This window comes from Amorphoplanes friuliensis DSM 7358 (assembly GCF_000494755.1).
Classification (GTDB): Bacteria; Actinomycetota; Actinomycetes; order Mycobacteriales; family Micromonosporaceae; genus Actinoplanes; species Actinoplanes friuliensis.
The window spans coordinates 3890338-3912034 of the sequence record NC_022657.1 but is presented as its reverse complement, the minus strand read 5'-3'; the positions used below and the strand labels follow the sequence as shown (position 1 = coordinate 3912034).

Genomic DNA, 21697 nt, shown 5'->3' with positions numbered 1-21697 from the left:
CCAACCCTAGAGCCGGTTGATCGCCGCCACGACCTGAGCGCGAAGCTTCTCCGGCAGCGGCGCGTAACCCAGGCGGGCGGCCGCGGCCTGCCCGGCCGGGCTCGCGGCGTAGGCGAGAAAGCTCCTGACCAGCGCGGGCGAACCCTTCCCGCAGACCACCTCGTACGTGACGAGCACGATCGGGTACGCCCCGGGCGCCGCGACGCGGTGGTCGACGGTGAGGCGCAGGTCCCCGCCCGTACCCGAGACGCGCGCACCGGCAATCGTCAGCGCGGCGGCCTCGTCGGTCAGCACGGCGAACTCCCCCGCACCGTTGCCGATCCGCGCCGTCGCGAGCTGGTGGAACCGCGCGTAGGAGCCCTCGACGTACCCGATCGCGCCGTCGGTGCGGGCGATCGCGGTGGCCACGCCGTTGCTGCCCTGCTCGGCGGAACCGCCCGGCGCGGACCAGACGCTCCCGGCGCCGAACTTCCAGTCGGCACCCCCGGCCGCCGTCAGGAAGCGGGTGAAGTTGTCCGTCGTGCCGGAGTTGTCCTTCCGGTGCACCGTCCGGATCTTCGTGGACGGCAGCGTCACACCGGGATTGTCGGCGACGACAGCCGGGTCGTTCCAGACGGTCACCACGCCCGCGAAGATCTTCGCCACGGTGGCCGGCCGCAGCTGGAGTCCACCCACCCCGGCCACGTTGTAGGCCAAGGCGATCGGGCCGACCACCAAGGGCAGGTGCACGGCCGGGCAGCGCGCGCCCACGGTCCGCCGGCCTTCCCCCGAAAGCACCGAGTCGGTACCCACGAAGTCGCCGGTCCCCGCACCGAAGGCACGGACGCCGGCGCCCGACCCCGTGGACGCGTACGCGATCGTGGCTTCGGGGCAGGCGATCTGATAGCCCTTGATCCAGGCGCTGACCACGGTGGTCTGCGCCGACGACCCCTGCGCCGTGATCGACCCGGCCGCGCACGAGATGCCCTCGGCGCCGGTCGCGGTGGCGGCGCTCGTGCCACACCCGGCGACCAGCGCCACCAGCAGTACGGGCAGAAACCTCATGACGCCCCCTCAGCGGTACTCGTTCAGGCGCCGGCGGACGCCGAGCGGCACGAGCAGGATCACGAGCCCGAGCAGCAGCACCGGGATGAGCGTCCACCCGGCCAGCAGCCGCTCCGTGTCACCGAGCGAGCGGTCGAAGTCACGCTTGTGCCCGGCGGCGATCTCGTCGACCGCGGCATCGAAGTACGAGAAGTCGAACGCCGCGTCACCCCGCCGGATCCCGGTCAGCGTGTCGATCGCCGCGCCGGTCCGACCCGCCCCGGCCAGCGCCACGACCTTCTCGTGCCCACGCTCGTACGCCAGCCACCGATCGACCACCTGCTTGTCGGCCACGGCGTCGACCAGCCGCTCCGACTTCCTGGCGAAGTCGTCGCGATAGAGCGGCAGGTTGGCACTGATCAGATAGCGGCTCGTGTCGGCCGCCGCGTCGTAACTGAGCGCCCGGGCCTGCGACAACGCCAGATAGGGCCGCAAACTGTCGTCGCGCGCCGCACCGAGCTCCTGCGCCTGCCGCACGAACACCAGCCCGGCCGCGGCCGCGAGGACCGCCGTCAGCACGGTCGCCGCGGCCAGCGCCGGGTTCAGCACCCGCCGGAACCGCCGGGCCATCCACACCTGCAGAGCCAGCAGCAGCACCACCAGCCCGGCACCCAGCACAACGGTCAGGACAACACCCCAGACCTGGGTGCTCCGCTTCCCCGCGTACGCCCGGTCGAGCCGCATCTCGCCGGCGTCCCGCAACCGCTGCGCGGTGGGCAGTAGTTCGAGGTGCAGGACGTTGGTCGCCTGCGTGTAGTAGCCCAGAGCGTCCGGCGGCAGCTTCCCGGGCGGCTGCGGCGGCCCCTGCGACTGGGCCGTCAACGTCTGCCACACCCACTGCCGGTAAACGGCCAGCTGGTTGAGCAGGTCCAGAACGATGGCCCGCTCGGCGTCACCGGTCGCGGTCGTCAGCGATCGCTGCAGGTCGGCATCCACCTGCAGACTCCGTTCCCTGTACGTCCCGAGCGCGTCGATCTGCCCGCCGTCCCGGATCAGCAGCATCCGAGCGACCTGCGCGTCCAGATCACTGAGCGCGAAGTAGAGGTCGGCCGCGGTGGCCGCCTGCGGCGCCGCCTCTTCCCCGATGACCCGCACCTGCTGCTGCACGCGGCCCATCAACAAACTGGTCGAAGCCAGCAGAGCCACCGCGGTGACCACAACGGCAGAAGCCCACAGCCGCAACCGCACCGGCGTTTTGTTGCTCAACGCTTTTGTCACCACTGACACACCGCACACGGTAATACACGAATGCCATTCTCAATTGTTCAGCTCATGTTCCCTCGACGTCTATTTACAAAACGCATTCCGACTTCAGGTTGCCGGGCGATCGTCGGTTGCAACCACGTGAGGTGGGGTACAAATCCACCGTTCCCCATCGTGGAGGTCAGTGGATGCGCCGCATCGTCGTCACGCAGAACATCACCCTGGACGGGATCGTCGACAACGCCAGGTGCTGGTTCGATCCGACCGCGGACACACCACAGAACCGCGAACTGCAGCAGGTGACCGCCGAGCACAGCGCCGCCTCCGACGGTTTCCTCGTCGGGCGGGTCACGTTCGAGGAAATGCGCGGCTTCTGGCCGCAGCTTCAAGACGACCGGACCGGAGTCACGGACCATCTGAACCGTGTGGCGAAGTACGTCGTCTCGCGCACGATGAACGACCCGGGCTGGAGCGGGACGACCGTCCTGCGCGGCGGTACAGAACTGGCCGGGGAGATTACCGCACTGAAAGCGCAGGACGGCACCGACATCGTCCTCACCGGCAGCATCACCCTGGCACAGGACCTGTTCCGCAACGAGCTTGTCGACGAGGTCCGGCTTTTCGTCTATCCGGTGCTACTCGGTGAGGGACGCCGGCTGTTCCCGGAAGGCTATTCGCCGCCCGAACTCACCCTCGTCGAATCACGCACATTCAGCGCCGGTTGTGTCCTCCTCCGTTACACGCTTTGACAGCCGGGCAACCGAATCGCGCCGGCGGGGTCAGTCGAGGTAGTCGGCGAGGGTGGGTGAGGAGCCGGCGTTGTGTTCGGTCAGGAGGTCGGCGAAGCGTTGCGACGCCATGATGGGGACGCCGAGGGTCTCGGCTTTGGCGGCCTTGCTGCCGGCGCCCTCGCCGACCACGACCAGGTCGGTGCGGGCGGAGACCGAGCCGGACGACTTGCCGCCCATGGTTTCGACGGCCTCGTTGCCTTCGTTGCGGGTCAGGCCCGGGACCGAGCCGGTGACGACGACGGTCATCGGCTTGCCGTCCTCCTTCTGTAGAGGCAGAGGCAGAGTGGCCGGCCGGGCGGAAGAAGTGGGCGCGCCGGGTTCGGTCATGGTGATGCCGCGGGCCGTGAGTTTGGCGATGACCGGGGCCAGGTCGGTGAGCTCGGCGGCGATGGTGGCCGCGCGCTCGGGGCCGACCGCCTCGACCTCCTGAAGTTCGTCGACGGTGGCCGAGGTCAGGGCTTCCATGGAGCCGAAGTGGCGGGCCAGGCGGCGGGACATCGAGCGGCCGGTCATGCGGACGCCGAGGCCGGTGAGGACGCGGGACAGGGGCTGGGCCTTGGAGGCTTCGATGTTGGCGACGAGTTTGGTGGCCGAGGTGCGGCCGAGGCGGTCGAGCCGGGACAGGGCTTCGACGTCCAGGTCGTAGAGGTCGGCCGGGTCGGTGACCAGGCCGGCGGCGACGAGGCCGGCGATGACCTTGTCGCCGAGGCCTTCGATGTCCATGGAGTCGCGGGCGGCGAAGTACGACAGGGACTCGCCCGCGCCGCAGGCCCGGCCCTGGACGCAGCGCCAGCGTTTCTGGGTGCGGTCGATCTCGCCGCCGCAGCGGGGGCAGACCTCGGGTGGGGTGAAGGGCCGGGCGTCGGCGGGGCGTTCGTCGAGCTTGGCACCGGTGATCTCGGGGATGACCTCGCCGGCGCGGCGGACGAAGACGGTGTCGCCGACGCGGACGTCGCGGCGGACCAGGTCGTCGAAGTTGTGGAGGGTGGCCGAGGTGACGATCACGCCGCCGACCTGGACGGGCTCGAGGACGGCGACCGGGGTGATGACGCCGGTGCGGCCGACCTGGACTTCGATGGCCGCGAGCTTGCTGGTGCGGGTGTCGGCCGGGAACTTGTGCGCGATCGCCCAGCGGGGTGCGCGGCTGGACGAGCCGGCCCGGTCGCGGTCGGTGGGGTCGTCGGCCTTGACCACCGCGCCGTCGATGTCGAAGCCGAGGGTGCCGCGGGCCTCGCCCATCGCGGTGATCGCGGCCAGGAGGTCGTCGACGGTCGCGCACTGCGGCATGCCGGCCGGGGAGCCCGCGGTGGTGGCCACCCCGAGGCCGGCGATCGCGGCCATGGCGGCGGAGTGTGTCAGGCCCTCGCCGCCGGGGAGGTCGTGCACGGCGTAGGCGAGGAACGACAGGGGTGCGTCGTAGGCGCGGTCCTGGGCCCGGAGGGTGCCGGCGGCGGCGCTGCGGGGGTTGGCGAAGGCCTGGCCGCCGTGGGCGACACGCAGCTCGTTGGCCCGGGCGAAGTCGGCGTCGGTCATGAAGACCTCACCGCGGACCTCGACAGTGACCGGGCGGGTCAGCTCGGCGGGCAGGCCGGCGACGAGGCGGGCCTGGGTGGTGACGTCCTCGCCGGCGCGGCCGTCACCGCGGGTGGCGATCTGGCGCAGGCGACCGTCGGTGTAGCGGGCGGCGATGGCCATGCCGTCGATCTTCGGCTCGACGGTGTAACCCTGGGCCGGGCGGCCGAGGACACGGTCCAGGCGCGCGGCCCAGGTGCGCAGCTCGTCGGCGTCGAAGACGTTGTCGAGGCTCAGCATGGGGGTGCTGTGCTCGACGTCGCCGCCCGCGACACCCGCCCCGACGGTGGTGGTCGGGGATCCGGCCTCGGCCCAGCCGGGCTCGGCCTGCTCGGTGGCGGCGACACGCGCCAGCAGGGCGTCGTAGGTCGCGTCGTCCATGGCCAGGTCGGTGCCCGCGTAGTAGGACTCGGCGGCCGACCGGATACGGGCGATCGCGGCGCGGTAGTCCTCGGCGGTGCCGAAGGACGCGGCCTTCGCCGCGTCGACGACCGGCGCGACCTCGTGGCCGGTGAGCTCGGGTGAGGCGGAGGTCATGCGGGACTCGCTTTCCTGGAACCGGTGTGCGGTGTCTTTGATATCGCACGGGTCCGACAAAACTCGGCAGGCAGGGAATCTCGCGCTGCGTGTCCGACTCATCACCACGTGCAGTGGTGACCGGACGGAAAGGTTTAGCTTCGGCATAATTCTGCATGGGGGGTGAAGGTTCGTCCGAACGTCCCTGGCGATCGGATCTTCACCTGCGGACCATGGAGCGCGTGTCCGGACGCCATCGCAGAAACTTCAGCCTGACCGGAATCATCCTCGCCTCGGCCACGGCCGCCGTTGTGGTGATCGGCGCCGGCTCCTGGGTCGGTTACGAACAGTTGGCCGCGCAGGACTGTTCGGGGCAGGTCAAGCTGAACGTGGCGGCGGCCCCCGAGATCGCCGGTGCCGTGCGCACCACCGCGCAGAAGTGGATGGAGGGCGAGGACGCCCAGGTCGGTGGCGTCTGCGTGGCGGTCAGCGTCGAGGACGTCGAGTCCGCCGCCGGCGCCGCGACGATCGCGCAGCGGCACGGCGTGACCCTCACCGGGCTCGGCGCGGGGCAGGGCAAAGGCACCGTCCCGGATGTCTGGCTCCCCGACTCGTCGATGTGGCTGCTGCGGGTGAGTTCCGAGGCGCCCGGTTTTGTCCCGACCGACCGGGAGCCGATCGCCGAGAGCCCGGTCGTGCTGGCCATGCCCGCGCCGATCGCACAGAAGCTCGGCTGGCCGAAGAAGAAGCTGCAGTGGAAGGACATGCTGGCGACGATCACCGGGGGCGGCAACGCCCTGCGTCCGGGCATCGTCGACCCGACCCGGGACGCGGCCGGGCTGGCCGGTCTGCTCGCCCTGGGTGGTGCGGCCGGCAGTGACGCCGCCGGTACGCAGAAGAAGGTCTTCGCGTTGCGAGCACTCGCCGCCAACAGTTCGAGTATCCGGCAGGACCTGCTGGAGAAGTTCCCGCGGTCGGTCGAGGACGTGACGACCGCGCTGAGCGCCGCGCCACTGTCCGAAGAGGACGTGGTGGCGTTCAACGCGGGGAAGCCGCCGATCCAGCTGGCGGCGCTCTATCTCGATCCGGCCCCGGCCGCCCTGAACTACCCGTTCGCGGTGATGCCGGAGACCGATCCGCAGAAGCAGGCCGCGGCCGGCGCGTTCCACGACGTGTTGCGCGGGCAGGGTTTCCGTGACGCTCTCGCGGCGGCCGGTCTGCGGGGCCCGGACGGCGCGGCGGGTGCCGGTTTCATCGCACCCGCCGGTGCTCCCGCGGTTGCCGCGCCGGTGAACGTGGTGCCCGCCGATGCCGCCGGGCAGGCGGCTGCCGCGACCAGGGCGGTCACCGGGATCAACCAGGTGCTGGGCAGCTGGGCGGCGATCACGCTGCCAGGCCGGGTGCTCGCGGTCTTCGACGTCTCGGGCTCGATGCTGGAGAAGGTGCCGACCGCCGGGAACATCACCCGGGCCGAGGTGACCCAGCGGGCGGCGGCGCAGGGGCTGGCACTCTTCGACGACCGGTGGGCCGTCGGCACCTGGATCTTCTCGACCGACATGGTCGGCAGCCGGCCGTGGAAAGAGCTCGTGCCGATCACCCCGTTGACCTCCGGCCGGACGGAGCTGAACGGCGCCATCTCCCAGATCATCCCGAAGCCGGACGGCGACACCGGGCTCTACGACACGGCGCTGGCGGCGTACCGGAACGTGCAGGACAGCTGGCAGCCGGGCCGGGTGAACTCGGTCATTCTCTTCACCGACGGGGCCAACGAGAATCCCGGTGGTCTCAAGCGGGGTGAGCTGCTGGCTAAGCTCAAGAAACTGCGGGACCCGAAGCGCCCGGTCCGCCTGGTCTTCATCGGTATCGGTACGGGCGTCGACCGGAACGAGCTCACGCAGATCGCGAGCGCCACCAGCTCCGGTGGGGTGTTCATCGCCGAGGACCCGGCGCGGATCTCCGACATCTTCCTCGAGGCGATCGCGACGCGGTCGGGCGCGTGACAACCGCCTGAAGCCTGCTGCCCCGGCTCACCCGGTCCGGGACAGCAGGCGGTCATCAGGCGATCACGCAGGCGACGCCGTTGAGCGTGAACGCCCCCGGCTTGCCACTGTCGCCGGTGTGGGTGGCCTGGAGGCCGATGGAGGTGGAGGCTCCGGTCGCCAGTGCGCCGTTGTAGGAGACGTTGCGGGCGGTGACCGCCCCGCTCGACGGCGTGTAGGTGGCATTCCAGCCGGACGTGATCGTCTGTCCGGCCGGCAGGGTGAAGCCCAGGGTCCAGCTGGTCAGGGCCGGTCCCGTGTTCGTGATGGCGATGGAAGCGGTCAGGCCCGAACTCCAGGCGTTGACCGTGTAACCGACCCGGCAGTTACCGGCAGGCGGAGAGGTCGGCGGGGTCGTCGGCGGAGTGGTCGGCGGAGTGGTCGGCGGATTCGTCGGGTCCGGGACGGTGCCCGAGTCCAGGCCGAAGAACGCGATCGTCCGCTCCGCCATGCCCGCGGCGGGCAGCGAGTGACCCACTCCGGCGGCGCTGATCGCCTCGACCGGAGCCTGCGTACCCGCGGAGCCGTACCGTGTCCGCGTCCAGCCGGACTGGGGTGAATCGGTCAGCACCGGTGTCTGGCTGACACCGAGCACGTTGGTCCACTGCTTGATCTCCTCGGCGAAGTTCGGGTAGCGCAGTGTTGCGTCCTCCGTGCCGTGCCAGACCTGCATCCGGGGACGCGCGCCCGTGTATCCCGGGTACGCGGCCCGGACCAGGTCGCCCCAGGCCTGCGGTGTCTTCGTGATCTGGCCGTTGGCGCAGGCGCTGTTCCAGCTCGAGCCGTCGGTGGTCGCGAAACAACCGAACGGCACACCCATGAACGCCGACCCGGCCCGGAACACGTCCGGGTAGTCGCCGAGCAGCACGTTGGTCATCATCGCGCCGGACGACGCACCGGTGACGAACGTGCGGGCCGGATCCGTGCGGTACCGGTCCTGCACGTAGCGGACCATCGACACGATTCCCTGCGGGTCGCTGTTGCCGTCGTGGCGCAGCGCACCCGGTGAGGACACGTCGAAACAGTTGCCGGAGCGGGTCGCGGACGGGTAGATGACGATGTATCCGTACCGGTCGGCCAGCGAGGCGAACTGCGTACCGGAGTAGAACGCCGGCCCGGATCCCGTGCAGTAGTGCACGGCCACGAGGACCGCGGGGTTGGTGGGCAGACGGTCCGGGACGTAGAGGTGCATCCGGAGACCGGTGGGGTTGGCGCCGAAGGCGGTGACCTCCTGGAGGGAGGCCGCGGCCGCCGGGGCCGAGGTCACCCCGAGGAAGGTGACCACGGCGACCAGCGCGAGGAAGAGCCGTTTCATGCGGTGGCTGCGCAGGACGGGGTGCCGGACGGGCCGGTTCCGGTGCCCTGGAAGCCGAACTCCGTGCTGCCTCCGGGGGCGATCCGCGGGTTGTACGCGGCGTTGCCGAAGCGGACCGAGCCGCTGCTGCCGGTGGCCACGGCGTTCCAGGTGTTGGTGACCGAGGTGCCGGACGGCAGGGTGACGGTGACGGACCAGCCGTTGACCGCGGAGGCACCGGCGGTGACCTTGACGGTCGCCGTGAAGCCACCGGTCCACTGGTTCAGCGTGACGCTCGCGGAGCAGGCGCCGCCACCGGCCGGAGGAGGCGTGGTGGGGCCGGGGCTGGACGGCGGCGGGGTGGTGGGATCAGTCGTGCCGCCACTGTTCAGCGCCTCGAGCACGGCCGTGTAGGCAGCCTTCTTGTTGCCGCTGCCGTCGAACAGCAGCGGGGTCCCGCTGGCACGCCACGAGTCGGTGTCCCGGATGCCCCAGACCGTGATGCCGTTGCACCGGGCGACCGCGAGGCAGTCGTTCACGACGTTGCGGTACGTGTTCGCCTGCGTCGTGCCGGACCCCTCGATGTCCAGTTCGGTGATCTGCACGTCGACACCGAGCGCCGCGAAGCTCGACAGCGTGGTCCGGTAGTTGCTCGGGTACGGGGACCCGCTGTTGAAGTGCGACTGGAAGCCGACGCAGTCGATGGGGACACCGCGGGCCTTGAAGTCGCGGACCATCGAGTAGACGGCCTGCGTCTTGGCCTGACCCCAGTCGTCGGTGTTGTAGTCGTTGTAGCAGAGCTTGGTCGCCGGATCGGCGGCCCGGGCGGCCCGGAAGGCGGCCTCGATCCAGTCGTTGCCGGTGCGCTGGAGGTTCGAGTCGCGGCGGGCGCCGCTGCCGCCGTCGGCGAACGCCTCGTTCACCACGTCCCAGGCCGACAGCTGGCCGCGGTAGTGGGTGGCGACCTGCGTGACGTGGTTGAGCATGGCGTTGCGCAGGGCGGTGCCGCTCATGTTCTGCATCCAGCCGGGCTGCTGGGAGTGCCAGGCGAGCGTGTGACCGCGTACCTGCATGCCCTGCGCCTTGGCGTGGCTCACGATCCGGTCGGCGTTGGCGTAGCTGAACTGGCCCTGGGTGGGCTCGGTCGCGTCGATCTTCATCTCGTTCTCGGGGGTGACGCTGTTGAACTCGCGGTTGAGGATGCCCACGTAGGTCGAGTCCGAGAGCTTGTTCGCCGAGACGGCCGCACCGAAGTAGCGGCCCGACGCGGCGGCCGAGGCGCCCAGTGTCGTGGCGGCGTCGGCGGAGGTCGCCAGGGCGACAGCCGTGCCGGCGGCGACGAGGCTCGCGGCGATCAGGGTGGTGGCCAGCCGGAGCGGGGATCTCCGGGCGACGGGTGGCTGATTCATGCGGTGTGCCTTTCTCACTTGGGAGCGCTCCCACTTGACAGCGGAAACCTGGGGGGATCAGGACGGGCGGGTTACAGGGTTCGGGCGATCGCCGCGGCCGCGGCCGCGCCGTGGTACTTGCGGACCAGATGCAGGCACAGGTCCAGACCGGCCGGCCCGTCGGCCGCCGTGAAGATCGGGTCGTCGTCGACGTACCGCACACCGGGAGCGATGCGGACGCGCGGGAAGCGCCGCCGCAGCTCGTCGGCGTGCGCGGGACACGTGGAGGCCGCCCGCCCGTCGAGCAGCCCGGCGGCGGCCAGGGTGAGCACCGCCTCCCCCACCGCCAGGATGCGGCAGTTGCGGCGGGCGGCGTCCCGCAGCGCCTCGGCGACCTCCGCGCCGTTGTCACGGGCACCGCGGGCCAGCGGCGCCACGGCCAGGATGTCGGCCCGGGCGAGCAGATCCTGCCCGGCGAACGGCAGGCCACCGGCGGCGAACGACAGGTCGAAGACCGGGCCGCCGAAAACGGCACGGTACGTCGACAGCCGCGCCCGTCCGTTGCTCGGCGGCACCAGCACCGCAACGTTGGTCATGGTCGTCACGGGCGGAACAACCGATCGGGTACGGCCGCGGCGATCGCCCGGTAGCCGGCCGGATTGAGGTGCAGGTGGTCACCCGTGTCGTACGCCGGGAGCAGGTTCCGGGGTGCGGCCGGGTCACGAACGGCGGCGTCGAAGTCGAGGACGGCGTCGAAGCGTCGTGAGCGCCGGATCCAGTCGTTGACCGTCCGGCGGATGCCCTCGCGCACACCCTCCGGGTCGTCGTACCCCGTGTTGCCACCGAACGGGGTGATCGTCGCGCCGTACACCTCGAAGCTCCGCGCGTGGGCCCGCGTGACGATCTGGTCGTACGCCGCGATCAGGTCCTCGGCGGCTGCGCCCGTACCGATGTCGTTGACGCCCTCGAAGACGATCAGCCGGTCGGCGCCGCCCAGGGCGAGCACGTCCCGGTCCAGGCGGGCCAGGACGTTCGGGCCGAGACCGTCCTGGAGCACCCGGTTGCCACCGGCCGCCTGGTTGAGGACCGCGACGTCGCGCAGCCGTGCCTTGAGGACGTCCGGCCAGCGGTCGTTGCCGTTGGTGGTGGAGCCCCGGCCGTCGGTCAGCGAGTCGCCGAGGATCACGGTTGCCGTGCCGGTCGTGCGGACCTCGACACCGCTGAGGAAGTACCAGTGGTCGACCGGTGTGGCCCCCGGCAGGTCGTCGTCGCCTCGGTGGTCACCGCGCAGCAGGTGCGAGGTCGTCCGCGAGCCGGGGTGCGAGGTGATCGCCGTCGACGCCTGCCCGGTGGCCAGGTAGGCGGTGACGGTGAGGTTGGTCAGGGCGGGCAGGTCGAGGTCGACCGGGTCGGAGACGACCTGGGCGCCGACCGGCACCGAGACCGACGTCCGGCCCGAGAAGGTGACCGGTCGCGCCGACCCCGGCTCGATCGCGCTGACTCCGGCCCGCCCGCCGAGCGGCAGCGCCACGGTCACGCCGGTGATGGGCAGGACCGCGCCACCGAAGGCGTTCGAGAAGCGGAGCCGGACCGACGACCCCGCGATCGAGGTCTGCACGGTCTGCCGCAGGGTGGTGTCGGCCAGCACCACACCGTCGGCGGTGAACGGCGCCGGTGGCAGGTTGCCGGGCTCGGTCAGCTGCGGCATCGACACCCAGGTGTGCAGCCAGGCCCGGGTGGGACGCGGCCGGCCGTGATGGACCGTGGCGGCGGAGACGGCTGCCGCACCGCCGAGGCCGAGGAGCTTTCTGCGGTTCATCGGCCCGCCCTCCGGCTCTCGGGCGGTCCGAGGTAGCTGTACTTGACGCCCCCGGTGTCGACGACGAGGCGCTGCACGATGACGGTCGGGTCCACCATCCAGAACTTCAGCGTGTGCGTACCGGCTGATCCGACGGTGTGGGTGGTGGTCGTGACGTTGACGTTGTCGGAGGTGTTGCGCTCCCACTGCTTGTTCATCGTCGTGTCGTTGGCACCGGTGGCCGTCGTGACGTTCACCGTCTGCGGCGTGTCACCGTCGATCGAGACCGCGTACTTGAGGCCGTCGGTGGGCCGGACGTTGTTGCGCGGTGACAGGACGGCGGTGACCTCGACCGGGCCGGTGCTGGTCAGCGTCATCGCGTATTCGAGGCGGGCGCCGGTGCCGCCCAGCGGTGTCAGGCCGTTGCCGGTCTTGCCGATGCCGGGCAGCAGCTTCCAGTCGCCGACCTTGCGGGTGTAGTGGTCGGCCTCCATCGCGACGTATCCGTTGGCCTCGACGAAGCCCTTCGGCTTCAGCACCGGGTTGTCGATCGGCGCCTGCACCACCACGCGGGAGCCGCCGGGACCGGTCACCGTGATCGGGACGGTCGTCCGCCCCTTCGGCGCCCGGGACCAGTCGACGCGGACGGTCGCCCGGACCTCCTTGCTCACCTGCCCGGCCGCCGGGGTGACGTGCACCCACGGCACCGAAGGCGTGATCCTGTACGCGAACGGCGCCGCACCCTTGTTGAACACGTCGACGTACTGCGCGGGCTGCGCCTGGTACGGGCTGAACGCCGGCAACGTCACCGGATCGCCCCCGTCCAGCGCCACACCCAGCTCGGCACCCGCGGGCACCTCGATGCGCTTCAGGTACGGGTAGATCTCGTCGGGCAGGGCGACGTTGTCCTGCTCCGGCTGCTGCCACGGCGCGTTCGGGCCGTAGCGGGCCACGTTCCCGTACCCGATCTTGGGCTGGAGCTGCCAGTTCTTCCACTTCCCGCCGGCCAGTGCGGTGTTGTAGTGCGCGTTGAGTGCCTGGTCGTCGGCGAAGCGTGCCTCGGCCACGTCGGCCAGGTCGTTGGTGGAGGCGCGGCCCTGTCCGGCGTACAGGATGTTGGTGAACTCGGCGCGGCGCAGCGCGTACAGGTTGGCCGTGCCCTTGACCTGGTACCAGACGAGCTGGAAGTAAGCGTCCTGCCAGGCCGCCGGGATCGCCGCCTTGATGCGTTCGGCGCGGGCGGCGAGGGCCTGCCACTGCGCGGTGACGCGGTCGAGTTCGCCGTAATCGGTGAGGCTGAACGGGCTCGCCTCGTCGTCGTAGGTGATCACGCCGGTCTCGTCGTCCTTGGTGATGCGGCGGTTGAGCAGCTCGGGCTTGCGGCGCGACTGCAGGTGGCCGTAGTCGGCGAGCACCTCGGCGATCGGGCCGGCGAGCTTCGGGCCGAAGTTCTGGGCGGCGTACTGCCGCTCCCACTCCCCGAGCTTCTCGACGGGCCAGGCGTTCGGGTTCCAGGCGTAGTCGAGGAAGAACTGCGTCGGCAGCTCCTCGTTCTTGAGGTCGCCGACGTTCACCATCCACAACCGGTCGACCCCCGACCGGTACGCGAGGTTGAGCTGCTCCCACGTGTTCGTCAGGTTGACGGTGTCGACCCACTTGTAGTTGCGGCCGCCACCGACGTAGTCGAAGTGGTAGTACATGCCGTAGCCACCGCTGCGGGCCGGGAGCGACGCGTCCGGGAGCTTGCGCAGGTTGCCCCAGTTGTCGTCGCAGAAGACCACGGTCACGTCGTCCGGCGGCCGGTAGCCCTCGTCCCAGTAGCGCTGGACCTCCTTGTAGAGCGTCTGCACCTGGGGCGCGCCGATCAGTCCGGTGTCGCGCAGGATCTGCCGCTGGGTGTCGATGATCGAGCTCATCAGGTCGATGCCGTCGCCGTCGGGGAGGCTGACGTCGCCGTTGCCGCGCATGCCGAGCGTGACGACACCCTCGATCTTCTGGTCGGCCATCCGCTGGGCGCCGTCCCGCCAGTACGCCTTGATCGCGTCGGGGTTGCGGCGGAAGCTCCACTCGCCCGTACCGGCAGGGTGCCTGTTCCACTCCTCGATGCCGCGCATCATCGGCGCCTCGTGGGAGGTGCCCATGACCACGCCGTAGAACGAGGCGGTGGCGTGGTTCTGCGGGTCGTCCTCGGCGAACGCCCGGCCCCAGACCGCCGGCCACAGGTAGTTGGCGCGCAGCCGCAGCATCGTCTCGAAGACCTGCGCGTAGTACTGCGCGTTCAGGCCACCGGGGTAGCCGGGTGCCTTGCCGGGGCCGAAGTACCCGGGCGCCCAGGTGCCGGTCGCGGGGTTCTCGTCGTTGATGAAGAAGCCGCGGTACTTCACCGCGGGTGTGCCCTGTGTGTGCCGCCCGGGCAGCACGTAGACGGCGTCCTGGTGGCGCACCGGCACGTCGTCCCAGAACTTCCAGGGTGAGACGCCGAGCCGCTTGGACAGGTCGTAGGCGCCGTAGATCGTGCCGCGCTGGTCGCTGCCGGCGATGACAAACGCGCGGCGTACACCCGGCAGCGGGTGGTCCACGATCTGCTGCACCGTGGTCTCCCACTTGCCGGCCAGACCGCGCACGTCGAGCTTCCCGGTGGCGACGAGCCGGTCGATCAGCGGGCTCTTGCCGACGGTGCCGACCAGCACGGGGTCACGCCCGCCGGGGATGCGGTCGTGGGCGACGACCGGCGTCACCCCGGTGACCGCCTTGATGTCGGCCTGCAGATCGTCGAGCACCCGGATCACCCCCGCGTGGTCGCCGGTGCTGACCACCAGGGGCGCCGCACGCCCGCCGGCCACGACGGGGAAACGGCCGCGGCCGGGCAGCGCGGAGACGTAGTTGCCGCGCTCCGCCGAGGCAAGAGCATCATCCGGTACGCCGTGAGCACCCGCCGGCGCCGCCACGAACAGCGGTGCGACGAGCGCCACGAGGGCAAGAAGGGCCTTCATCGGTCCACCTGTCGGAAGAATCGCAGTGGCACGGCGGCGGCCAGCACCGCCATACCCGCGTCGTTGGGGTGCAGATGGTCACCGCTGTCGTACGCGGGTTCCAGCCGCAGAGGGTCGGTGCGGTCGCGGATCGCGGCGTCGAAATCGGCGACCGCGTCGTACTCGCCGCCGGTGCGGATCCAGTGGTTCAGGGCCGAGCGCTTGCGTTCGTTGTCCGCGGAGAAGAAGCCGAAGGTGTCGCCCTTGAACGGCAGCACGGTCGCCCCGCAGGCCCGCAGTCCGGCCTGGTGCGCGCGGGCGATCAGCTGCCGGTGACCCGCGATCAGGTCGTCGGCGCTCACCACCTCGCCGGCCGGTGCGGTCGTGCCCGGGTGACCGAGGTCGTTGACGCCCAGGAGCACGACGAGGAACCGTGCACCGGGCTGGGCGAGCACGTCGCGGTCGAAGCGGCGCAGCGCGCTCTGCCCGAAGAACGCCGCGTAGGCCTCGGCGTCGCTGCCCGCGGGCGGGTTCGGGTCGTGCAGCAGCCGGTTGCCCGAGACACCGGCGTTGGCCACTCCGAGGTTTCCCCGGGTGGTGCGCAGCCGCGCGGCGAGGAGATCGGGCCAGCGGTGGTTGAGGTTGGCGACCGTGTTGGCGCCGTTGGTGATGGAGTCGCCGAGCGTCACGACGGTTCCGTCCCCACCGGCCACGCTCACACCGGAGAGGAACAGATTCTGCGAGACCACCGAGGTCGGTGTGACCTCCGGCGCGGCGGTCACGTTCCCGGCCGCGACCACGTTCTCCTGGTACGCGAACGCGGCGAGTGTGGTGACCTCGGTGCGCCGTGGCAGGTGAAGGCTGACCGTCAGATCGGTGCCCGCTGGGACCCGCAGGCGCACCGGGTCGCTCACCAGCGGCGCGCCTGCGGGAATGGTGGTGGCGGTCCGGCCGCCGAAGGTGACCCGGCGATCGGTGCCGGGCATCGTCCGGGTGCTCGCGCCGGCACCGGCCCGCCGGGCGATCCGCACCTCTCCGAGCTCGAGGGGCTGCTCGCCGAACTCGTTCGTCAGGCGGACGCGGACGTGGTCGCCGCCGGCGCTGACGTGCACGACGTGCCGCACGGTCTCGTTCTCGAGGACGGCCGGCGGGCCGGGCGGGACCGTGGTCGGCACGGCCGCCCAGGTGGCGGTCCAGACCTTGTCACCCTGGCGGCCACCCGCCTCCGCGGCCGCCGCCGGTGCCGCCGCGGCGAGCGCCGCGCCTGAGGCGAGGGCGATGACTTCGCGTCTGGTGGACATGCGGCTCCCTTGTCGCAAAGACCTGATGACGCTGCGCGGTTCCGGAAGTTTCGGTAACCCTCGCGGCAATTTCTCGTAACATAGAGCCCGGTCGAAGTCCCGTCAAGGCACTGCCGCGTCCCAGATCACCGCGTTTTGACATTGATCTTCACCGCTATCTGGCCACCTTGTGAACGGTTGACCGCGCCCCGGAGCTGGCCTATCTTCCGGACACGTAACGGAAATTCTCGGAATCTCTGGGAAACATACGCAGGTCTGGGAAGGACAGTCCGAGATGAGAGTCCACAAAGCTTGGAGCGCGGCCGCTCTGGCCTCGCTCGCCCTGCTGGCCGGCTCCCCCGCCGTGGCGGCGGAGGACCCGGCGGCGGCTGCCGTGAAGCCCGCCTCGCCGCGCGAACAAAGTCTGCGGGTCCTCGCCGACCGCGCCGGGGTGCGCATCGGGACCGCGGTCGACACGACGGCTCTGGCCGCCGACGCCCCCTACCGTGAGACCATCGAGCGCGAGTTCAGCTCGGTGACGCCCGAGAACGTCATGAAGTGGCAGCTCGTCGAGCCCCAGCAGGGTGTCTACGACTGGGCGGCCGCCGACCGGCTGGTCGACTTCGCCCGGGCCAACGGCCAGACCGTCCGCGGCCACACGCTGGTCTGGCACAGCCAGAACCCGGACTGGCTGACCGAGGACGCATTCACCCCCGCCCAGCTGCGCGCGCTGCTGCGCAAGCACGTCATCGATCAGGTGACCCACTTCAAGGGCCGGATCTGGCACTGGGACGTCGCCAACGAGATCTTCAACGACGACGGCACCTGGCGCGACACCATCTGGCTGCGCAACCTCGGGAAGGGCTACGTCGCCGACGCGTTCCGCTGGGCCCGCCAGGCCGACCCGCAGGCCAAGCTCTTCCTGAACGACTACAACAACGAGGGTGTCAACGCCAAGAGCGACGCGTACTACCGGCTGGTCCGCGAGCTCAAGGCGCAGCGGGTGCCCGTCGACGGCTACGGCATCCAGGGCCACCTCGCCGTCCAGTACGGCGTACCCGGCGACACGCTGGCCAACCTGCGCCGGTTCGAGGCGCTCGGCCTGCAGACCGCCTTCACCGAGGTCGACGTACGCATGCCCCTGCCCGCCGACCCGATCAAGGTCCAGGCGCAGGCTCAGGGCTTCACGGCGCTGCTCCAGGCCTGCCTGCTGGCCCGGCGCTGCGTGTCGTACACGCTGTGGGGCTTCACCGACCGCTACTCGTGGGTTCCGGACGTCTTCGACGGTGAGGGTTCGGCGACACCGCTGGACGCCGATCTGGTCCCCAAGCCCGCGTGGTTCGCGATGCGCGACACCCTGACACTCGCCGGGCGCTGAGTCCACCGCCGCCTGTGCCATACTCCCGGAACCGGGTCCGAAACTTCCAGCCCGGAGTGCCGGCGAAGCGAGGTTGATGTGACGGCGCAGGACGGCAGACGGGTGACCATCGCGGCCATCGCCGACGCGGCCGGAGTCTCCGTGCCGACGGTGTCCCGCGTGCTCAACGGGCGTACGGACGTCTCGTCGGAGACGCGGGAACGCGTCGAGCAGCTGTTGCGCGACCAGGGCTACCGGCGCCGGAACTCTCGGCAGCCCGGTCGCGCGCAGCTGATCGACCTCGTCTTCAACGACCTGGACAGCCCGTGGGCCGTCGAGCTCATCCGCGGCGTCGAGGACTTCGCCCACGCGGCCGGCGTCGGCACCGTCGTGTCGGCCGTGCACGAGGACGCGACGGCGACCCGGCACTGGCTGACCAACCTGCGGACCCGGACCTCCGACGGCGTCGTGCTGGTGATGACCGACGTCAACTCGCCGATCTTCACGCAACTGCACCGCCTGCACGTCCCGGCCGTCGTGATCGACCCGGCGAACGGCGCCGCCGCCGAGGTGCCGACCGTCGGCGCCACGAACTGGGCGGGCGGGCTCAGCGCCACCGAGCACCTGATCTCCCTGGGGCACCGCCGGATCGGGCTGGTCGCCGGTCCGCGCGACCTGCTCTGCAGCCGCGCCCGGCTCGACGGGTACAGGGCGGCCCTCGACGCGGCCGGCATCGACCTCGACGACAAGCTGATCATGCAGGGCGATTTCCGCCACGACTCCGGATTTGCCGCCGGTGACCGGATGCTCGACCTCGACGACCCGCCGACCGCTGTCTTCGCGTCCAGCGACCAGATGGCGCTGGGGGTCTACGAGGCCGCGCGCCGCCGGGGGCTGCGGATACCGGCGGACCTGAGCGTGGTCGGCTTCGACGACCTGCCCGAGGCCCGCTGGTCCTCGCCGCCGCTGACCACCGTGCGGCAACCGCTGGCCGAGATGGGCGGGCTCGCCGCGCGCACGATCCTGAGGATGGCGCGCGGCGAGACCCTGGCGACCCCGCGCGTCGAGCTGGCGACAGAACTCGTCGTGCGGGACAGCACCGCGGCTCGGGGTTCTACTTCCCGAAGCCCGCGGTCAGACCACTGAGCAGCTGACGCCGGCCGATGGCGTAGCAGATCAGCACGGGCAGCGTGGTGAGCACGACCGACGCGAGCACGGCCGGCACGTTCACGCCGTACTGCCCCTGGAAGCTCCACAGTCCGAGCGGCAGGGTGCGCTGCTCGGGGCTCTGGGTCAGGATCAGCGGCAGGATGAAACCGTTCCAGATGCCCAGACCCTGATAGATGATCACCGTGACCAGCGCCGGGCGGGTCAGCGGGAACGCCAGCCGCCACAACGTTCCCCACTCGGTGGCGCCGTCGAGCCGCATGGACTCGAACAGCTCCTTGGGCACGTCCCGGATGAAGTTCGCGAGCACCAGCACCGAGAGCGGGATGGCGAACGCGATCGACGGCAGGATGATCGCCAGCAGGGTGTCGTACATCTGCAGGCGGATGATGATCAGGTAGATCGGGATGATCACCGCCTGCAGCGGGATCGCCAGCCCCATCAGGAACACACCGTTGGCCGACCGCAGGAAGCGGCTGGCCCCGCTGCCCCGGACGATCGCGTACGCCGCCATGAACGAGATCAGCACCGCCGGCAGTGTCGCCCCGGCCGTGACGATCACGCTGTTCGCGAAGTACCGCGTGAAGTCGGCCTCGATGACCTGGCGGTAGTTCTCCAGCGTCGGCTGGGTCGGCGGTGCGAGCGGGTTCTCGGCGTAGTAGTTCGCCCGCGTCTTGAAGCTGGTGATGACGATCCAGTAGATCGGCACCATGACAACAACCAGCCACAGCCACCCGAAGCCGCCGCCGAACCAGTTCCAGCGACGCGCCGAGGACGGTTTGGCGTGCGAGCCTCCCGGGGAGCCCGACACCGAGGTGGCGGGTCGCGGCAGTGCCGGCCGGGTCGAGATGGCCATCAGGCACCTTCCAGTTGGCTGTCGGAGGCGCTACCGCCGCCGAGCCTGCGCAGCAGCAGCGCGAGACCCAGGCCGACGAGCACCAGGATCACGGCAATGACGCTGGCCGGGCCCATGAGGTTGGCCCGGAAGCCGGTCTGGTACATCTCCAGGGCCAGCACCCGGGTGGCGTCGCCGGGACCACCGGCGGTGAGCACGAAGATCAGGTCGAAGAACGTCAGCGACCCCACCACCATCAGCGTCGACGACGTGATGATCGTGTACTTGAGCTGCGGCAGGGTGATGCTGAAGAACGTGCGGACCCGCCCGGCGCCGTCGATCTGCGCTGCCTCGTACATCGAGGTCGGGATCTGCCGCACCCCGCCCTGGTAGATCAGCGAGTGGAACGGGATGAACTGCCAGGACACCACGAAGATGAGTGTCGCGATCGCGAGGTTGCTCTGACCCAGCCAGTCCTGGTTGAGGAACTCGACACCCAGACCCGCGCCCAGACCGAAGTTCGGGTTCAGCAGCGCGCTGAAGGTGATCGCGATGGCCGCCGAGCTCAGCAGGAGCGGGATGAAGTAGAGCACCGCGAGGAACCCGCGGTATCGCTTGCGCGAGGCCAGGAAGACACCGATCAGCAGGCTCACCGGCGTCTGGAAGACCCAGGACAGCGCCATGATCAGGAACGTCACCCACAGCGCGTGCAGCAGGCCGGGCTCGCTCAGCACCGAGAACCAGTTGTCGGCGCCGGCCGGGTTGATCGCGCCGATGCCGTCCCACTGCGTGAAGCTCAGGCCGAGCACACCCAGGAGCGGGATGATGCCGAACGCCGCGAACATCACGAGCGCGGGCAGCACCATCCACACCACGGACTTGCTCCGCCCGCCGGTCGAGGTGGAGCGGTCCGCCACCCGGACCGGGGGCGGAGCAAGAGCCGTCATTTGCCGATGACCTGGTTCATGTTGGTGACCCACTGCTGGGGCGACACCTGCTTCTGGAACAACTTGGCGATGTTGTCCAGCAGCGCCTCGGCCGCGGTCGGGCTCAGCGCCTGGTCCCAGGACTGCGCGAAGACCTTGGCGTTGACCGAGGTGTCGTAGACGAACTTGAGGAACGCGGCGTCGGGGGACGCGGCCAGGACACTCTCGGTGCCCTTGACGACCGGGACGGAACCGCCGTCGTTGATCCACGCCTTGGTCTCGTCGGCGTCGAGGACACCGGTCTGGAAGAACTTCTTCGCGGTCTCCTTCTGCTCGGCCGTGGCCTTGGAGGAGATCGCGAGGTACTGGCCCGGGTTGCCGACCGTGTCGGTCGGGTCGCCCTTGCCACCCTCGACACCGGGGAAGTTCATCCAGCCGAGGTTACCGTCGGCCACGAACTTGCCACCGTCGTTCTTCATGCTGCCGTAGGTCCAGCCGCCGTGCAGCATCATCGCCGCCTTGCCGGTGTAGAGCAGGGCCTGGTCGGCGTTGTTGCCCGCGTCGACCGAGGAGTAGCCCTTGCCGAAACCGCCGGCGTCGATCAGCTGCACGAGCTTGGTGAGCATGTCCGTCACGGCCGGGTTGGACCAGGCGTCCTTCTCACCCTCGAAGACACTCTGGAAGACCTCCGGGCCGCCGATGCGGTCCAGCAGGAACTCCAGCCACATCATGTTGGTCCAGCGGGACTTGCCGGCCAGCGAGAACGGCGTGATGCCCTTGCCCTTGAACGTCTCGACCAGCGCCATCATCTCGCCCCAGGACTGCGGCGGCTTCGCGCCGGCCTGGTCGAAAACCTTCTTGTTGTAGTACAGGACGATCGGCTGCACGGTCTCGCACGGCATCGCGTAGATCTTGTTGTTGATCGTGGCGGGGCCGAACGAGGTCGGGAACAGCTTGTCCTTGATCGGGGCGTTCTGGCCGAACCAGTCGGTCAGGTCCTCGACCTGGCCGGCGTCCACGTAGCTCTTCAGGCCGCCACCGCCCCAGCCCCAGATCAGCGTGGGAGCCTGGCCGGCGCCGATCGCCGTCTTGATCTTCGCCTTGTAGGCGTCGTTCTCGAACGCCGTGAACTGGAGCTTGGTGTCGGGGTTGGCCTTGTTGAACCGCTCCGCCGCGGCCTGCCGGATGCCCTCGCCGGGCTGGCCGGTGAGGAACCAGTAGCTGGCCGTGCCGGCCTTGCCACCTCCGGAGCTGGTGCCGGGGCCGGAGCTGCCACAGGCGGCCAGGGCCGCGCCCGCACCGGCGGCGGCCGTGAGGCTCAGAAGGGTGCGACGGGATATCGGGCTGCGTTCCACGCTGATCTCCGTACTCGAGGCCGCAGGAGCGCGGCGAGTCGAATGAGCTAGAGGGAAAAGACGGTCGACCGTCGGCCCCAGGGTTCTGGAACTTTCGATCGACAACCGCAAGTTACCGAGA

Annotated in this window: 16 protein-coding genes; 4 read left to right on the top strand and 12 right to left on the bottom strand. The window is 70.2% G+C overall.

Going from position 1 to position 21697, the window contains the following annotated elements:
- Window positions 1-6 precede the first annotated feature (6 nt).
- A complete protein-coding gene (gene pstS, locus AFR_RS18205) occupies window positions 7-1044 on the bottom strand; it encodes a phosphate ABC transporter substrate-binding protein PstS (protein ID WP_023362254.1) in 1038 nt (345 codons plus the stop codon).
- Window positions 1045-1053: 9 nt separating this feature from the next.
- Window positions 1054-2310, bottom strand: coding sequence for a GlnX family signal transduction membrane protein (locus tag AFR_RS18200; protein WP_238547300.1), 1257 nt, complete (start codon window positions 2308-2310; stop codon window positions 1054-1056).
- 164 nt (window positions 2311-2474) lie between these two features.
- Between AFR_RS18200 and AFR_RS18195 the strand changes: the two genes are divergently transcribed.
- Window positions 2475-3035 (top strand): dihydrofolate reductase family protein, encoded by a 561-nt coding sequence (locus AFR_RS18195; RefSeq protein ID WP_023362247.1) that lies wholly within the window; start codon window positions 2475-2477, stop codon window positions 3033-3035.
- A gap of 30 nt (window positions 3036-3065) precedes the next feature.
- Here AFR_RS18195 and ligA read toward each other — a convergent pair whose 3' ends face one another.
- Entirely contained in the window at window positions 3066-5186 is a 2121-nt protein-coding gene (gene ligA, locus AFR_RS18190) for an NAD-dependent DNA ligase LigA (protein ID WP_023362245.1), read from the bottom strand.
- 221 nt (window positions 5187-5407) lie between these two features.
- Between ligA and AFR_RS18185 the strand changes: the two genes are divergently transcribed.
- Window positions 5408-7165, top strand: a complete 1758-nt coding sequence (locus AFR_RS18185; RefSeq protein ID WP_238547299.1) for a VWA domain-containing protein — start codon at window positions 5408-5410, stop codon at window positions 7163-7165.
- 55 nt (window positions 7166-7220) lie between these two features.
- On the opposite strand, the gene AFR_RS18180 is transcribed toward AFR_RS18185, so the two are convergent.
- From AFR_RS18180 to AFR_RS18155, 6 genes are all read right to left on the bottom strand, one after another.
- Window positions 7221-8519, bottom strand: coding sequence for an extracellular catalytic domain type 1 short-chain-length polyhydroxyalkanoate depolymerase (locus tag AFR_RS18180; protein ID WP_023362242.1), 1299 nt, complete (start codon window positions 8517-8519; stop codon window positions 7221-7223).
- A complete protein-coding gene (locus AFR_RS18175; RefSeq protein WP_023362240.1) occupies window positions 8516-9907 on the bottom strand; it encodes a glycoside hydrolase family 10 protein in 1392 nt (463 codons plus the stop codon). The genes AFR_RS18180 and AFR_RS18175 overlap by 4 nt, the downstream gene beginning before the upstream one ends.
- 71 nt (window positions 9908-9978) lie before the next feature.
- Window positions 9979-10482, bottom strand: a complete 504-nt coding sequence (locus AFR_RS18170; RefSeq protein ID WP_148307996.1) for a DJ-1/PfpI family protein — start codon at window positions 10480-10482, stop codon at window positions 9979-9981.
- Between the two features lie 5 nt (window positions 10483-10487).
- Window positions 10488-11705: an SGNH/GDSL hydrolase family protein gene (locus AFR_RS18165; RefSeq protein WP_023362236.1), complete on the bottom strand. Its 1218-nt coding sequence runs from the start codon at window positions 11703-11705 to the stop codon at window positions 10488-10490.
- On the bottom strand, window positions 11702-14677 hold the full coding sequence (locus tag AFR_RS18160; protein WP_041840957.1) for a glycosyl hydrolase 115 family protein: 2976 nt from the start codon (window positions 14675-14677) through the stop codon (window positions 11702-11704). The genes AFR_RS18165 and AFR_RS18160 overlap by 4 nt, the downstream gene beginning before the upstream one ends.
- Complete coding sequence (locus tag AFR_RS18155; protein ID WP_023362232.1) at window positions 14674-15957, bottom strand: SGNH/GDSL hydrolase family protein; 1284 nt, start codon at window positions 15955-15957, stop codon at window positions 14674-14676. The genes AFR_RS18160 and AFR_RS18155 overlap by 4 nt, the downstream gene beginning before the upstream one ends.
- A 274-nt stretch (window positions 15958-16231) precedes the next feature.
- Here AFR_RS18155 and AFR_RS18150 point away from each other — a divergent pair, with 274 nt between their 5' ends.
- A complete protein-coding gene (locus tag AFR_RS18150) occupies window positions 16232-17314 on the top strand; it encodes an endo-1,4-beta-xylanase (RefSeq protein ID WP_023362230.1) in 1083 nt (360 codons plus the stop codon).
- Between the two features lie 78 nt (window positions 17315-17392).
- Window positions 17393-18439 (top strand): LacI family DNA-binding transcriptional regulator, encoded by a 1047-nt coding sequence (locus AFR_RS18145; RefSeq protein WP_023362228.1) that lies wholly within the window; start codon window positions 17393-17395, stop codon window positions 18437-18439.
- On the opposite strand, the gene AFR_RS18140 is transcribed toward AFR_RS18145, so the two are convergent.
- The 3 genes from AFR_RS18140 to AFR_RS18130 are packed head-to-tail and all read right to left on the bottom strand — an operon-like array spanning window position 18408 to window position 21576.
- Window positions 18408-19316: a carbohydrate ABC transporter permease gene (locus AFR_RS18140; protein WP_023362226.1), complete on the bottom strand. Its 909-nt coding sequence runs from the start codon at window positions 19314-19316 to the stop codon at window positions 18408-18410. The genes AFR_RS18145 and AFR_RS18140 overlap by 32 nt on opposite strands.
- Entirely contained in the window at window positions 19316-20242 is a 927-nt protein-coding gene (locus tag AFR_RS18135; protein WP_023362224.1) for a carbohydrate ABC transporter permease, read from the bottom strand. The genes AFR_RS18140 and AFR_RS18135 overlap by 1 nt, the downstream gene beginning before the upstream one ends.
- Window positions 20239-21576, bottom strand: a complete 1338-nt coding sequence (locus AFR_RS18130; protein WP_023362222.1) for an extracellular solute-binding protein — start codon at window positions 21574-21576, stop codon at window positions 20239-20241. The genes AFR_RS18135 and AFR_RS18130 overlap by 4 nt, the downstream gene beginning before the upstream one ends.
- Between the last annotated feature and the right edge of the window lie 121 nt (window positions 21577-21697).